The organism is Planococcus sp. S3-L1 (assembly GCF_030063085.1).
In the GTDB taxonomy this organism is placed as follows: domain Bacteria; phylum Bacillota; class Bacilli; order Bacillales_A; family Planococcaceae; genus Planococcus; species Planococcus kocurii.
Genome location: NZ_JASISN010000001.1, coordinates 87,322 through 100,888, shown reverse-complemented (window position 1 = coordinate 100,888; position 13,567 = coordinate 87,322). Strand labels below are relative to the sequence as shown.

General features: G+C 41.0%; 16 protein-coding genes and 1 riboswitch. Of the genes, 6 read left to right on the top strand and 10 right to left on the bottom strand.

All coding sequences use genetic code 11. From position 1 onward, the window contains the following. Positions 1-10: 10 nt before the first annotated feature. The 3 genes from QMF37_RS00480 to QMF37_RS00470 all read right to left on the bottom strand — a co-directional run bounded on the left by QMF37_RS00480 (position 11) and on the right by QMF37_RS00470 (position 2,694). Complete coding sequence (locus QMF37_RS00480; protein WP_283475920.1) at positions 11-682, bottom strand: methionine ABC transporter permease; 672 nt, start codon at positions 680-682, stop codon at positions 11-13. Continuing rightward, a complete protein-coding gene (locus QMF37_RS00475) occupies positions 672-1,685 on the bottom strand; it encodes a methionine ABC transporter ATP-binding protein (protein WP_283475919.1) in 1,014 nt (337 codons plus the stop codon). The genes QMF37_RS00480 and QMF37_RS00475 overlap by 11 nt, the downstream gene beginning before the upstream one ends. 68 nt (positions 1,686-1,753) lie before the next feature. Further along, positions 1,754-1,856: riboswitch (SAM riboswitch) on the bottom strand. 49 nt (positions 1,857-1,905) lie between these two features. Next, positions 1,906-2,694 carry a carbon-nitrogen family hydrolase gene (locus tag QMF37_RS00470; protein WP_283475917.1) on the bottom strand — a complete coding sequence of 263 codons (789 nt, stop codon included), beginning with the start codon at positions 2,692-2,694 and terminating at the stop codon, positions 1,906-1,908. Between the two features lie 85 nt (positions 2,695-2,779). Here QMF37_RS00470 and QMF37_RS00465 point away from each other — a divergent pair, with 85 nt between their 5' ends. Then, positions 2,780-3,943, top strand: coding sequence for a pyridoxal phosphate-dependent aminotransferase (locus QMF37_RS00465; RefSeq protein WP_071153346.1), 1,164 nt, complete (start codon positions 2,780-2,782; stop codon positions 3,941-3,943). 67 nt (positions 3,944-4,010) lie between these two features. Here the strand turns inward: QMF37_RS00465 and lepB are convergent, their stop codons facing one another. After that, on the bottom strand, positions 4,011-4,544 hold the full coding sequence (lepB, locus tag QMF37_RS00460) for a signal peptidase I (protein WP_071153347.1): 534 nt from the start codon (positions 4,542-4,544) through the stop codon (positions 4,011-4,013). A gap of 253 nt (positions 4,545-4,797) precedes the next feature. On the opposite strand from lepB, the gene QMF37_RS00455 reads away from it, so the two are divergent. Then, positions 4,798-5,817, top strand: coding sequence for an SEC-C metal-binding domain-containing protein (locus QMF37_RS00455; RefSeq protein WP_058384227.1), 1,020 nt, complete (start codon positions 4,798-4,800; stop codon positions 5,815-5,817). 446 nt (positions 5,818-6,263) lie between these two features. Continuing rightward, entirely contained in the window at positions 6,264-6,767 is a 504-nt protein-coding gene (locus QMF37_RS00450) for a DUF421 domain-containing protein (RefSeq protein ID WP_078080739.1), read from the top strand. Between the two features lie 44 nt (positions 6,768-6,811). Here QMF37_RS00450 and QMF37_RS00445 read toward each other — a convergent pair whose 3' ends face one another. Further along, complete coding sequence (locus tag QMF37_RS00445; protein ID WP_078080854.1) at positions 6,812-7,291, bottom strand: acyl-CoA thioesterase; 480 nt, start codon at positions 7,289-7,291, stop codon at positions 6,812-6,814. Positions 7,292-7,385: 94 nt separating this feature from the next. On the opposite strand from QMF37_RS00445, the gene QMF37_RS00440 reads away from it, so the two are divergent. Next, on the top strand, positions 7,386-8,189 hold the full coding sequence (locus QMF37_RS00440) for an AAC(3) family N-acetyltransferase (RefSeq protein ID WP_078080740.1): 804 nt from the start codon (positions 7,386-7,388) through the stop codon (positions 8,187-8,189). Positions 8,190-8,230: 41 nt separating this feature from the next. Here the strand turns inward: QMF37_RS00440 and QMF37_RS00435 are convergent, their stop codons facing one another. From QMF37_RS00435 to adh, 4 genes are all read right to left on the bottom strand, one after another. Next, a complete protein-coding gene (locus tag QMF37_RS00435) occupies positions 8,231-8,821 on the bottom strand; it encodes a Fic/DOC family protein (protein WP_078080741.1) in 591 nt (196 codons plus the stop codon). Next, positions 8,814-9,002, bottom strand: coding sequence for a hypothetical protein (locus QMF37_RS00430; protein WP_058384223.1), 189 nt, complete (start codon positions 9,000-9,002; stop codon positions 8,814-8,816). The genes QMF37_RS00435 and QMF37_RS00430 overlap by 8 nt, the downstream gene beginning before the upstream one ends. 406 nt (positions 9,003-9,408) lie before the next feature. After that, on the bottom strand, positions 9,409-9,771 hold the full coding sequence (locus QMF37_RS00425; protein ID WP_058384222.1) for a DUF779 domain-containing protein: 363 nt from the start codon (positions 9,769-9,771) through the stop codon (positions 9,409-9,411). Between the two features lie 52 nt (positions 9,772-9,823). Next, positions 9,824-11,344, bottom strand: coding sequence for an aldehyde dehydrogenase (adh, locus tag QMF37_RS00420; RefSeq protein ID WP_283475909.1), 1,521 nt, complete (start codon positions 11,342-11,344; stop codon positions 9,824-9,826). A 209-nt stretch (positions 11,345-11,553) separates the two neighbouring features. Between adh and QMF37_RS00415 the strand changes: the two genes are divergently transcribed. Together QMF37_RS00415 and QMF37_RS00410 are read left to right on the top strand one after the other, a co-directional pair. Then, positions 11,554-12,261 carry a pseudouridine synthase gene (locus QMF37_RS00415; protein WP_058384220.1) on the top strand — a complete coding sequence of 236 codons (708 nt, stop codon included), beginning with the start codon at positions 11,554-11,556 and terminating at the stop codon, positions 12,259-12,261. A gap of 13 nt (positions 12,262-12,274) precedes the next feature. Then, positions 12,275-12,991: a DUF6904 family protein gene (locus QMF37_RS00410; RefSeq protein WP_283475906.1), complete on the top strand. Its 717-nt coding sequence runs from the start codon at positions 12,275-12,277 to the stop codon at positions 12,989-12,991. A gap of 229 nt (positions 12,992-13,220) precedes the next feature. Here QMF37_RS00410 and QMF37_RS00405 read toward each other — a convergent pair whose 3' ends face one another. Next, positions 13,221-13,520, bottom strand: coding sequence for a cupin domain-containing protein (locus tag QMF37_RS00405; protein ID WP_071153351.1), 300 nt, complete (start codon positions 13,518-13,520; stop codon positions 13,221-13,223). Positions 13,521-13,567: the final 47 nt, after the last annotated feature.

The window sequence follows — 13,567 nt, the reverse complement described above, 5'->3', positions numbered from 1 at the left end:
TGTTCTCCCCTTATCGTTTATCGATGACTTTCGCCGTATAATCGCCTGCCTGTTGAACCAATTGAACCAGCAGAATTAAAATAACAACAGTCACAATCATGATGGTGTTATCATATCGGTAATAACCAAAGCGAATAGCTAAATCTCCAATACCTCCGCCTCCTACTACACCTGCCATAGCAGAATAGGCCACTAAGCTGATGATGGTCAATGTGACGCCTTGAACAATACTAGACTTTGCTTCAGGCAGCAGCACACCTGTAATGATCATCCACGGTGTAGCTCCTACTGCAATAGCTGCCTCGATAACTCCTTTGTCAATTTCGCGAAGTGAATTTTCTACAATGCGCGCGAAAAAAGGAATTGCTGCGACAGATAGTGATACACTGGCCGCAACCGGGCCAATTGTTGTTCCTGTGATAAATTTCGTTAACGGAATAAGTGCCACTAACAAAATGATAAAGGGAATAGAGCGTACAATGTTTACAACAAAGCCCACTACCGAGTTTACCGGTCGATTTTCAAGAAACAGACCGCGATCGGTTATGAATAACAAAATTCCGAGCGGCAAACCGACAATCAATGATACCGATAATGAGATGCCGATCATCATTAATGTTTGGAAAAATGCTGTTTGTATTTCTGGCCATAATTCAATAATTCGTCCCCATTCAATTTCCACTCGATATCACCTCCACGATTGCTGCTCTGTTTTCCAAATACTTCAATGCCTCCATAACTTCCATTTCAGCGCCTTTTAACTCCATAATAAAGACGCCAAGCGGTCGTTCTTGAATGTACTCGATAGCTCCGTGCAAAAAGTTGCCTTTTACCGAAAAGTTCTGCAGCATATCGGAAATGACGCCTTCGCCTGCTACGCCACCTTTGAACAGCACTTTCACTAAAGTTCCTTTAAATTCTTTCAAAATATGTACTGGGACATTAAAGGATACGACACTAGAAATAAATTCTTTTGTTAGCTCCTTTTGAGGATCTGCAAAAATATCGTAAACTTGTCCTTCTTCAATGACACGTCCGCCTTGCATGATCGCCATTCGATCGCAAATTTCCTTAACTACATTCATTTCATGCGTAATTAGTACAACTGTAATTTTCAATTTGCGATTGATGTCTTTTAATAACCGCAATATAGATAACGTCGTATTAGGGTCGAGCGCGGATGTCGCTTCGTCACACAACAAGACTGCTGGGTTGTTTGCTAATGCTCGAGCGATACCAACTCGCTGTTTTTGACCTCCACTCAACTGTGCAGGGTAGACATCCCGCTTATCTGACAAGCCGACCATTTCTAGTAGCTCTTCTACGCGGATTTTAATGTCTTTCGTAGGTGTACCTGCTGCCCGAAGTGCAAAAGCAATATTGTCATAAACCGTCTTCTGGCTGATCAAATAAAAATGTTGGAAAATCATACCTATTTTCAATCTCGCTTTTCTTAATTGATTGCTGCTCAACTTCGTTAAGTCTTTGCCATCGACTACGACACTGCCAGAGCTCGGTCGTTCCAGCAAGTTGATGCAGCGAATCAGCGAACTTTTACCAGCTCCTGAATATCCAACAATCCCAAAAATCTCACCTTTTCTGACTTCAAGTGAAACCTGATCTACTCCAGTAACGGTGCCGTGTTTCGTTATGTACGTTTTCGTTAAGTTCTCAATATGTATCATAGCTTCCCCCTGGCAACAAAAAGATGCCTCTTTCATCAAGAAAGAGGCATCGAAAAGTTTATTTTCTCGACTTATCTTCCGGAATATTTACATTCCGCAGGACTTGGCACCTTCCCAAATGGGGGTTGCCGGACGTCATAGGGCCTACCCCTCGGTCTCTCTTGATAAGTTAGTATATTAGATTGAATTTCATATTACAGACATAGATTCAGAGTGTCAATCAAATTTTAAATGTTTCGTACAATTTTTCACGACGATCATCAAAGACCGGAATCCGTTTTCGGACTTCCTCTACTTCGTCCAAATTGATTTCCACATACCCCACGCCTTCGTCTTTTTGCATATCCAAGCGAACTTCTCCCCAAGGAGCTATGACCATCGTACTGCCGCCAAACACATTTTTCGGATCGCTGCCGACGCGATTCACGGCAACGATAAAGCACTGATTTTCAATTGCACGAGCTTGTAAAAGAATACGCCAGTGGTCAATTCGCGCTTCTGGCCATTCCGCTGATACGAAGATCAGTTTCGCTCCATTTAGTGCTTGTGCACGAATCCATTCAGGAAAACGAATGTCATAGCAAATAACTCCGCCATAAACAGTGCCGTCCAGTTTAAACGTCCCAAGTGTATCACCTTCTTCAAGGTGAATATGCTCATCCATTAAACCAAAACGATGTGCTTTGTCGTATTCCAAAACAAGTTCACCGTTTTTATTAACGACATACATCGTATTATAAAAGCCGTTATTCTTCTGTGTTGAAACAGAACCTCCGACAATATTCACAGCATGTTCTTTCGCAAAACTTTTCAGTAGCTCTACAGTTTGGTTAGTGCTGTCTGCTAAAGTACCAAGCTCAGTCAGTGCATATCCCGTGTTCCACATTTCTGGCAAAACAATTGTCTCCGCTCCGTTAGCGGCTGCCTCCGTTAAATAATTTATGACTTGCTGATAGTTCTGTTCGGGCTCTCCGAATATGATATCCATTTGAACACATGCAATTTTCATGTTTTCTCCTCCAGTAGACAAGCTAATCTAAATTCTATAAGATTCGGAGTAGATGTGCAATTATTTCGAAAATGAGGAGAATTTTATGGACTTTTCAAATCGCTTACAAAACTTACCTACTCAGTTTTTTGCTTCACTAGTTGCCAAAACGAGCAAAGCCGTCGCTGAAGGACGCGATGTCATCAATCTCGGACAAGGTAATCCCGACCAACCAACACCCGATCATATTATTAAAGCATTACAAACGGCGGCGGCTGATCCGAAGACACATAAGTACTCACCTTTCCGCGGCATTTCAGAATTACGTCAAGCTGCTGCGAATTTCTATAAACGCGAATATGATGTAGACATTGATCCTGATTTAGAGGTCGCCATTTTGGCTGGAACCAAAATTGGACTTGTTGAATTGCCCTTGGCATTGCTTAATCCGCAAGATCTTTTGCTGCTGCCAGACCCGGGCTATCCTGACTACTTTTCTGGTGCTCCATTAGCGAATATTGACTACGAATTGATGCATCTCCACCCTGAAAATGGTTATTTACCAGACTTTAATGATTTGTCAGAAACTGTTTGTTCACGTGCAAAATTAATGTATTTGAATTACCCCAATAACCCGACAGGCGCCGTTGCAAATAAAGATTTTTTTGATGACACCGTCGCTTTTGCAAAAGACCATAACATCGCTGTTGTTCACGATTTTGCATACGGCGCCGTAGGATTTGAAGGAAAAAAACCGGTAAGCTTTTTGCAATCTGAAGGTGCCAAAGAAGTTGGGATTGAGATGTATACGTTATCGAAAACTTATAATATGGCGGGATGGCGAATTGGCTTTGCTGTGGGGCATTCGAAAATGATTGAAGCTTTAAATCTAATCCAAGATCATTTATTTGCCGGTTTGTTCCCTGCTGTCCAATTAGCTGCTGCAGAAGCTTTGAATGCAGATCAACAATGCGTAGCCGATTTGGTAGATTTGTATGAAAAGCGACGTAATGTGCTCGTAAAGGAATGCACGCGTATTGGCTGGAATATCGAAGCACCTCAAGGCTCTTTTTTTGCTTGGCTGCCAGTGCCGGAAGGCTTCACCAGTATCGAATTTGCTGATTTTTTACTTGAAAAGGCAGCTATTTCAGTCGCAGCTGGCAGCGGTTTTGGTGATAGCGGAGAAGGATTTATTCGCGTTGGGTTATTAGTTGATGAAAACCGAATCATCGAAGCAATGGACCGTATTGATAAACTAGCACTATTTTAAACTCAAAAAAGACAGCAATCCGTGTTAAAGGGTCGCTGTCTTTTTAAGTTTTAGCGTGACTGTTTTTTTATTCTACGATACCCATATGGCTAAAAGGCGCAATTCTGATTTTCACTTCTCCGACAATAGACTTTTCAGAAATAAATCCTAAAATCCTTGAATCCGTACTGTTTAAGCGGTTATCTCCTAGGACAAAATAAGATTCCGCAGGTACAGTGAACTCCTTGAAGTCTTCAGTTAAACGAATCATTCCACGCTGTTTCGCAGTTTTTAAGTTATTTTCTAAATAGGGCTCAACTTGAGCTTTACCATTTAGATACAACTGGTCGTCCACCATCGAAATGACATCTCCTGGTACACCAATCACACGTTTAATGAAATTGACGCCATTTGGTGCAGTGAAAACAATCATATCAAAATTTTCTATCGTGTATATTTTTGCTAATACAACTTTGTCATCTTCTTCGAATGTAGGCATCATCGATTCACCATGAACAGCTACCGGCTCAAACAGAAAATGCCGAGTTAGCAAGACAATAAGTACCGTTACTAAAATGACGCGCATCCAGGAAATCGATTCTTTTACTGGATCTGTATACATATTGTCACCTCCTGCTTGTCGTTACTCACTGTATTATAATACGCCTTTAGCTTCGTGCATACTTTCTAGTAGTTGTCATACTGCCTATTGTTCCAAGAGGTCATCAAGTTACAAAGGACTCCACCTCATTTTTCTAAGCACAATCATTATGTATATCTGCTATTTCCAAGGACCATACTGGCGTCTGAATCGTCAGACTTTTGAGCCCATCGCAATTTTATGTTACACTCAATAAAAAATGTAGGTGATTAGAATGGTAGGAAGAAATGATCCATGTCCATGCGGCAGTGGCAAAAAATATAAAAAATGTCACGGAAAACAGCAAACTGTGTCTATCAATGATTTGATTAATGAAGAACTATTCAAAGTACGCCAACAGTTCTTCTCGGAAAACCCAAATCAGACACATATTACTGAGTTCCGTGAATTGCAACAAGAATGGCAGCCACATCTAATGAAATCGATGGCTGAAAACGATGCGCAAGCATTTGTTATTGAGAATTTCCTGTTTATGAAAAAACCCGAATTGTGGGAAGAATTTTTAACAAAACACATTGACCTTGCTCAACGTCCAACAACAAAAGAAGTACTTGGAAATTGGAAAGACGTAAAAGTATTCCTTGGTCAATATGTTAAAGGAGATACTGAGAAAGCTCAGTTTACAGACGTCTTTACTGGTGAAACGCTTGAAATGGCAGACCAGCCTCCAACTGATATGGAAAATGGACAAGGTTTACTGGCTATCCTTCTTCCAGACTCTCGTGTTGGAGAAAAAGGCGTTCTTTTCCTAAATGGCTATTTAACCGTTGTTGGAGAGTTTAGTCCATTCTTCGAACAATTAAAAGCACAAATAGCTGCTGAAAATGCTACGCAAGATGAAAGCTATTTACGCGACAACTATTTACCAATTGTTGAACAAATTGTTAAGTACTCAACAGGCAGCGTAGAAGAAAGCATTCAGCTTTCTCCAGAACATGACGCTGTTATGACTGAACTTGATAAGCATATCGAGCAGGCAGAGTTTGATAAAGAAACTGTCGACAACATTACAAGCATTTTAAACAGCTACCTTGTCAGTCAACAGCCGACTGTTCAAAAACCCGAAGCGCTTGTTGCGGGGTATTGGAGATTCTTGCAGGATCACGAACTGATTGAAGGTCCGATGCTTTCTGCAAAAGACTTAAGTGAAAAGTTTGGTGTATCTTCTAGCACAATTTTAAAGCGTTCAAAAGAATTTAGCGCATACTTCGAAGAATTGTTAGCCAAAAAATAAAAGTTTATCGTGTGAGATATTCTCTTAACGAAAATTACACAAAAAAAGAGTAGCCTCGGTTACTCTTTTTTTGTGTGTTTTTTTAAGTAATGCATACACCTAGCATCATTTTATTATCAGCTAAACATAATTTAATGCGTTACTCCGATATCAGGATACTTATTTTCATTTCTCTTGAAGAGAAGTTTAAATCATTCTCACTGTTTTTCTGCTTATTTTGTGTTTGTTGATAAACCTAAAGGGAATCATAGAGTGGAATAGCAAAACGCTTGAAAACCCGTTATTCCACATAAACTCTCTAACTACCTAGCCTTATGCACAGCAAAATGGATGTTTTTGTGTGCTATGTGGATAAGATATTTGAATTTTGTTAATTTTATCATATGAGTAGGACTTATTAACATGTGGATAAGTTCTATTGAAAGACACATAAGAGGAGGAATTACATGTTTGAAATTACGCTCACTAGCTTTATTCGAATTGTCACTGTCGGTTTTTTAGCTTACGTGGGACTTATTATCTTACTTCGTGCCTCTGGTAAACGTACATTAACTAAGTTAAATGCCTTCGACTTAGTCGTAACTGTCGCTTTAGGTTCAACACTTGCCACCATATTATTAGACAGCAGCATTAGCTTACTTGAAGGAATGACTGCATTTGCATTACTGATTTTCCTGCAGTATTTACTTACTTTTTTTTCGGTTCATTCCAAATGGGTGAACAACGTTATCAAATCAGAACCACGTTTGCTATTTCTGGATGGAAGTTTTTTAAGAAAAGCGATGAAAAAAGAACGCATCAAAGAAATGGAGATTTTACAAGCCATCCGCAATACAGGATTTGGCTCTACCGAAAAAGTAAAAGCAGTCGTTCTCGAAACGGATGGGAGCCTATCCGTTATTAGTAGCGAAACGGGCAACGCATTAGAGAACGTAAATTCTGAAAGTTAATCGAACAAAAAAGGTGCATGGATTAAACTCCACACACCTTTTTCTTATGTTCTTGGTGTTTTCACTCTCATTTTTCGGTGTTCGCGTCTTGCAGGTGCTGTGTCAAAAAAGAGTTTTTCTCCTGCAGATTCCGGTAACACAGGTGGGACAGGAGTTGGTTTTCCGTCGTCCCCCATTGCAACCATGGTCAAGAAGGATTCCGTTGTTAACTTTTCTTCACCCGTTTGCAGATTTTTCGATTTTACTCGAACATATACCTCCATCGAAGTTCGGCCGGTTGACGTGACATTTGCTTCGAGTTCGAGTACGTCTCCAACACGTGCTGAAGACAAAAAGTCCACAGAATCAATCGATGCAGTTACAACTACTTGACGGCGTGCATGTTTCATTGCCGTGATCCCTGCAATTTCATCGATATAAGCTAATACTTTGCCACCAAATATGGAGTCCATATGATTGGTATCGGGTGGGAGAACCAACTTTGTTTGGATTGTTCTTGATTCTTTCATTGGTTTTGCTTCCATTTTCATCATTCCTTTCTCTATTGCCCTAACATCAGAAGTTCCCCAAAAACAGTGGGCTTTCCTATATACTATATTGAAATGAGGAGGATGCTTTATGTCAGAGTTATTGAATATTTTAAATACCCCTGAATTCCAATCAAAAACAACTATAAAGCATCAACTTCGGCAACTAGGCATTGTTACTGGAGATGCGTTAATGGTTCATTCTTCACTGAAGTCCATGGGATGGATCGCTGGAGGTGCTCAGGCGGTCGTTGAAGCGTTGCTTGAAACGATTACAGAAGCAGGCACAATTGTCATGCCTGCGCAGTCTACGGACAACTCAGACCCTAGTTACTGGATGCAGCCACCAGTCCCTGAAAATTGGCATCAGCCAATACGCGAACAGCTTCCTGCTTTTGATCCCCACTTAAGCGAATTACGCGGCATGGGGAAAATTGCAGAATGCTTCCATAGCCATCCTGCAACTATACGTAGCCCTCACCCTTCACATTCCTTTGCAGCCTATGGAAAACAAGCTGCTGAATGGATGAGTGAACAACCCCTCGAGGACTCTTTCGGGGAAAAATCGCCGCTCGCAAAAATGTTGCAAGTAGATGTGAAAATCTTATTTATTGGTGTCGGCTTTGATTCGTGTACGGCGCTTCACTATGCTGAATTTGTTCAAGAAAACCGGCCTACTATACCGCAAGGCGCAGCTGTTTTGAAGGATGGAAAACGTGCTTGGCAAACTTACGACTGTGTAGATATGGATTCAGACCGCTTCCCAGAAATCGCAAAAGCTTTTCCAGGTAGTATTTCTGAAGGTTTGCTCGGGCAAGCCGAAACCCGTCTTGTAGATATGAAACCCCTTGTCGAATTTGGAATCGACTGGCTTCGGGAACATCCTATAACGTAACATGCAGAAAATGCCAGTACTCTCTGAGTAACTGGCATTTTTCATGGCGTAATGATGTCGTCCAACAGTCTTTCTAGACGGTTATTATCTTTATTAAAGGAGTCGACAAAAGCATTAATAATCTCAGCGGGCTCTAGTACTTTTCCCCAATCCAATCGATAACCCGCATTGAGTACCAACTGGCGCGCAAATTCGCGAACACTGCGTCCATTACCTTCACGAAAAGGATGTAAAGCATTCAATTCTGAAAGAAAATAAGCAAGTCTTGAGATCAGCTGACTTCGCGGTAATTTCTTCAAATAATTTTCCGATTTTAAGTCAGTAAAAATTTTTAGCAACTGTGCTTCTATGTGTTTAGGATGAGCAAAAGAAGAAGAACCTTTGGAAATCATTTCTTGTCTCAATTCTCCAGCAAACGGATAAACGTCCTGAAGGATATATTGGTGGATAGCTAAAAATGCGTTAATATCCAAAAGATTTATCGGTTTCTGCAGTTGAAGTTCCGAAAGACGAAGCAACGAATAAACTTTCTCCAATTCTTTCAGTTTTTCTTCATCTTCTACATGAAATAAATTAATCAATACATCAGTCCCAGAGTAACAATACATGGAAGTGTGCTGATAGTTAGACATCAAACTTCCTTTTGATGGCTTGATGGAATTGTGCTTCCGTCCGTTCACCAGTCAATACCGACCGAACGAAATTTTCATCCTCACTTGTCACTTCAAATCCTTCTGTAACTAAAGAATGCGAAGCGTAGGAAATCGCATGATTGGCTTGTTCGCGAGAAACTCGGTTCACTAATTTCGTCAACTGGATAACCACCTTTCATGCTAAAATTATACCATTTTACTAGCCTACTTTCTATCTTCACCCCTTGTTCCATATGGCTTAAACTAATGATTTCCACTTGTAGACATTCTACAAACTAGCTATGCTTTCGGGCCTACAGAATGTGGGTCATGCAACTGGTGCTTCAGGACAACGCGGTGCCAGTTGCCAAGGGCTCGCGGGGAGTCTCTACTACTTTTCTCCATATCTTCTAGTTAACAATGGAAACATAGACAATGCCTTCTTATTCAACAAGTTACATAGCGCAAGCTGGGCAAAGCGGTGTAGAAAAGTCGGTTTCTTTCATTCAACTTATATGGAGCGGCTTCTCGAATATCAAAAAATTTATAAACAGTAAAAAACCGGATGCATTTGCATCCGGTTTTACTCAAGCTTGTTGCTGTAATTCTTTGGTTTCATCTGAAGTGAAAGCTCTCGATCTCGTTAAAAATCGTTTACCCTCGACTCCTTCCAGCGAGAACATTCCGCCGCGTCCTGGAACGACATCAATGATTAGCTGCGTATGGCTCCAATAGTCAAATTGGTTTTTGTGCATATAGAATTTACTGTCTCCGATAACTCCCATCAAAATATCCTGATCTCCGATAAACAAGTCACCTTCTGGATAACACATCGGTGAACTGCCGTCACAGCAGCCACCTGATTGATGGAACATAACCGGTCCATGCTTTTCCTTCAGCAATTCAATCAATTCAATAGCAGCATCTGTCGCAATAACGCGTTCGACCATTGCTATCCCTACTTTCTTGGTTCACTGAAACACTTGTAGACTTCCTCTAGAATCAAAAGAATCCTTGTTTATCTTCACTATAGCTAACTAACATATTTTTTGTTTGTTGATAGTGGTTGAGCATCATCAAATGGTTTTCACGGCCAAAGCCTGACATTTTGTATCCACCGAAAGCTGCGTGAGCTGGATATTGGTGGTAGCAGTTTGTCCATACGCGTCCCGCTTGAATGCCACGACCAAAGCGATAAGCTGTGTTGGTATCACGCGTCCAAATTCCCGAGCCTAATCCGTATAGTGTGTCGTTGGCAATTTCAAGCGCTTCTTCTTTCGTTTTAAAAGTCGTTACGGAAACAACTGGTCCAAAAATCTCTTCTTGGAAAACACGCATTTTGTTATGGCCTTTAAAGACTGTTGGTTGAATATAGAAGCCTTCAGAGTAATCACCATCTAATTTATTGCGATCGCCTCCTGCAAGAACTTCAGCTCCTTCTTGCTTGCCGATATCTAAGTAGGACAAGATTTTCTCCATTTGTTCTGTGGAAGCCTGTGCTCCCATCATTGTTTCTGGATCAAGCGGATTTCCTGTTTTGATAGCTGCTACACGCTTTAGTGCACGTTCCATAAACTCATCATAAATGTCTTCTTGAATTAACACACGAGATGGGCATGTACACACTTCGCCTTGATTCAATGCGAACATGACAAATCCTTCGATTGCTTTATCAAGAAACGCATCGTCTTTGTCCATTACGTCTTTAAAAAAGATATTCGGTGATTTCCCGCCCAGTTCCAGTGTAACTGGAATCAGGTTTTGAGATGCATATTGCATGATCATACGACCTGTAGTCGTTTCACCGGTAAATGCTACTTTGCTGATGCGCGGACTTGAAGCAAGCGGCTTACCTGTCTCAAGACCAAAGCCGTTAACGATATTCAAGACTCCAGGAGGCAAAATATCCCCAAACAGTTCAGCTAACACCAGAATACTTGCTGGCGTTTGTTCAGCTGGTTTTAATACGACACAGTTACCAGCAGCAAGAGCAGGTGCTAGTTTCCAAACAGCCATTAATATCGGAAAGTTCCATGGGATGATCTGAGCAACAACACCAAGTGGCTCGTGGAAGTGATAAGCTACAGTATCGTTGTCAATTTGGCTTAGCGAACCTTCTTGTGCCCGAATCGCTCCAGCAAAATAACGGAAATGATCGATTGCCAGTGGCAGATCGGCGTTCAAAGTTTCACGTACTGCTTTGCCGTTATCCCACGTTTCAGCTACAGCGAGCATTTCTAGGTTTTGCTCCATACGATCTGCAATTTTAAGCAAAGCATTAGCACGTTCAGTAACTGAAGTTTTTCCCCAAGCTTCTTTTGCCGCATGTGCTGCGTCAAGAGCCAGTTCTACGTCTTCCGAAGTGGAGCGAGCAATTTCTGTAAATTTCTTACCTGTTACTGGTGAGACATTATCAAAATATTGCCCCTTAACTGGTGCTTTCCACTCTCCATTTATAAAGTTGTCGTACTTATCTTTAAACGTAACTTTTGAGCCTTCTGTATTCGGCATTGCGTAGACCATTCCCATTTCTCCCCTTTACTCGTTTTACTGTTATGTACGCGCTTACATTCTTTCGGATAGTCCGAGGCATATCAATAACAGCTTCTCTTCTATATTGTCAAACTAATCTAAAAATTGCAACTGTGGAACATCAAATTTTTTTATTCGCCCACGTAGTTGATGTATAATAAGAGCGAGACTAGGAAATATGGAACTGAGAGGAATTTATTATGCGAATCAATAAGTTTTTAAGCGAAACAGGCATTACTTCAAGACGCGGAGCCGATAAGTTCATTGAAGCAGAACGTGTGACGATTAATGGCAAATTAGCCGAACTGGGTAGCCAAGTCGAATCCAACGACGAAGTCCGAGTTGATGGCAAAATCATCGAACAGCCCAAGCAACAATACGTCTATTTGGCATTAAACAAGCCCATTGGCATTACCAGTACAACAGAACGGCATATTGACGGAAATATTGTTGACTTCGTTAATCATCCAGAACGTATTTTTCACATAGGACGCTTGGATAAAGATTCAGAAGGACTTATCCTATTGACTAATGACGGAGATATCGTCAACGAAATTTTACGTGTTGAGAATGAACATGAGAAACAATACATCGTCAAAGTAGATATGCCGATCACCGAATCCTTTTTAGCAAAAATGGAAGAAGGTGTCGAAATTCTCGATACAAAAACACTTCCAGCAAAAGCTGAAAAGTTGTCTAGTTACACCTTTAAACTAACCCTACGTCAAGGTTTAAATCGCCAAATCCGCCGCATGTGTACAGCGCTTGGCTACGAGGTTCGGAGTTTACAACGAGTCCGCATTATCAATATCTTTTTAGAAGATCTGCCTGTTGGAGAATGGCGCGATTTGACTGACGCAGAACGAAACGAGCTATTCAATCAACTCGGTTACACACCAAAACGTTGAGGAGGCTATTAACATGCTGAATATGAAAAGTACACCGAACCATACAGGCGTTAAAGTCAGCGGCGATTACTTCGATTTAGACGAACTCAACGTGGCCATTTATAAAATGATTGGTCAGGAAGACCAGTACTATGGTTACGAAGGATCGCGGATGCGAATCCTTAATGTAGCTTATCAAATTCGCCAAGCTGCTCAAGGTGATCGCAATATAGATTTTGTTTTTAACGGACTGCATGAACATACGATGAAACAGCATGGCTTGATCGCTCCCGACAAGAATATTTATTTTTCCATAGAAATACTATGGCCCGAATTAATCTACGCTGCTATCGCTTTGAAGGATTTCGTCAACTTCTATCAAGAAGATAAAAAATTTCCACTGTGGGATGTTCACTTACCGACCATTTTCCGCTTTCAATCCTTGGTCCTTGACTGTCTCCAGGGACACGTGCCAGCTGAAGAATTTGACGTTATCCTAAAAGCCTTTAATCAACCTGCTTCAGTAAATGATTACGCAATTCAATATGTTGACTTACTGAACTTGAAATACATTGGCATGACGAAAGAACAACGTGAAAAAAGTCTGTCCACTATCGCAATGAAAATCGCCGTACAAGATCAAGATTACACGGCCTTCCGCAATCAAGTCATTGCCGCCGCAACACCTTACAAAAAGCCAATACATGAAATCGACATAAAGGCCGAGTACCCAGAAAAATTTGAGTGGTAACAAGAAAAGCAAAGGCTGCCATTTAGATTCGACAGGCATAAGACCCTCTGGCGAAGTGGCGTTCTTTGCCACACAGCCGGAGTGGCTTATGACCCGAGAATCTGGCAGCCGGAGCTAGACAACTAGAAAAGCAAAGGCTGCCGTGTAGATTCGACAGGCATAATAGAATCATAAGAAGCCTAAATCTAAAAAAGTAAAAAAGCTCACGCTAACGATACGTGAGCTTTTTTCATTGATTAATTTGCAGAACCAGCAAATCGCTTGGTTCAATAGCTAGTAAACTGTGTTTTTCTTTTGGACTCATATGCAGAATATTTTCAGGGGTCACGACGATCGTTTCATTTTCTACATTAAACGAGACTTTTCCACTTCGCACAATAACGAGAACATCCGCAGCCGAATCGTGTTCTGAAATACTTTCTCCAACTTGCAATTGGATATTTACTACTTTAGTCTTTTCGAAGCTTACTACTTTTTGAATGTGTTTATCTTTTTGAGTTAGTAGATTGGGTGTTCCAATCAATTCCATCTCTATCACCTCGCTCCCTTTTCTACCTATATACCCGTTATAACCAA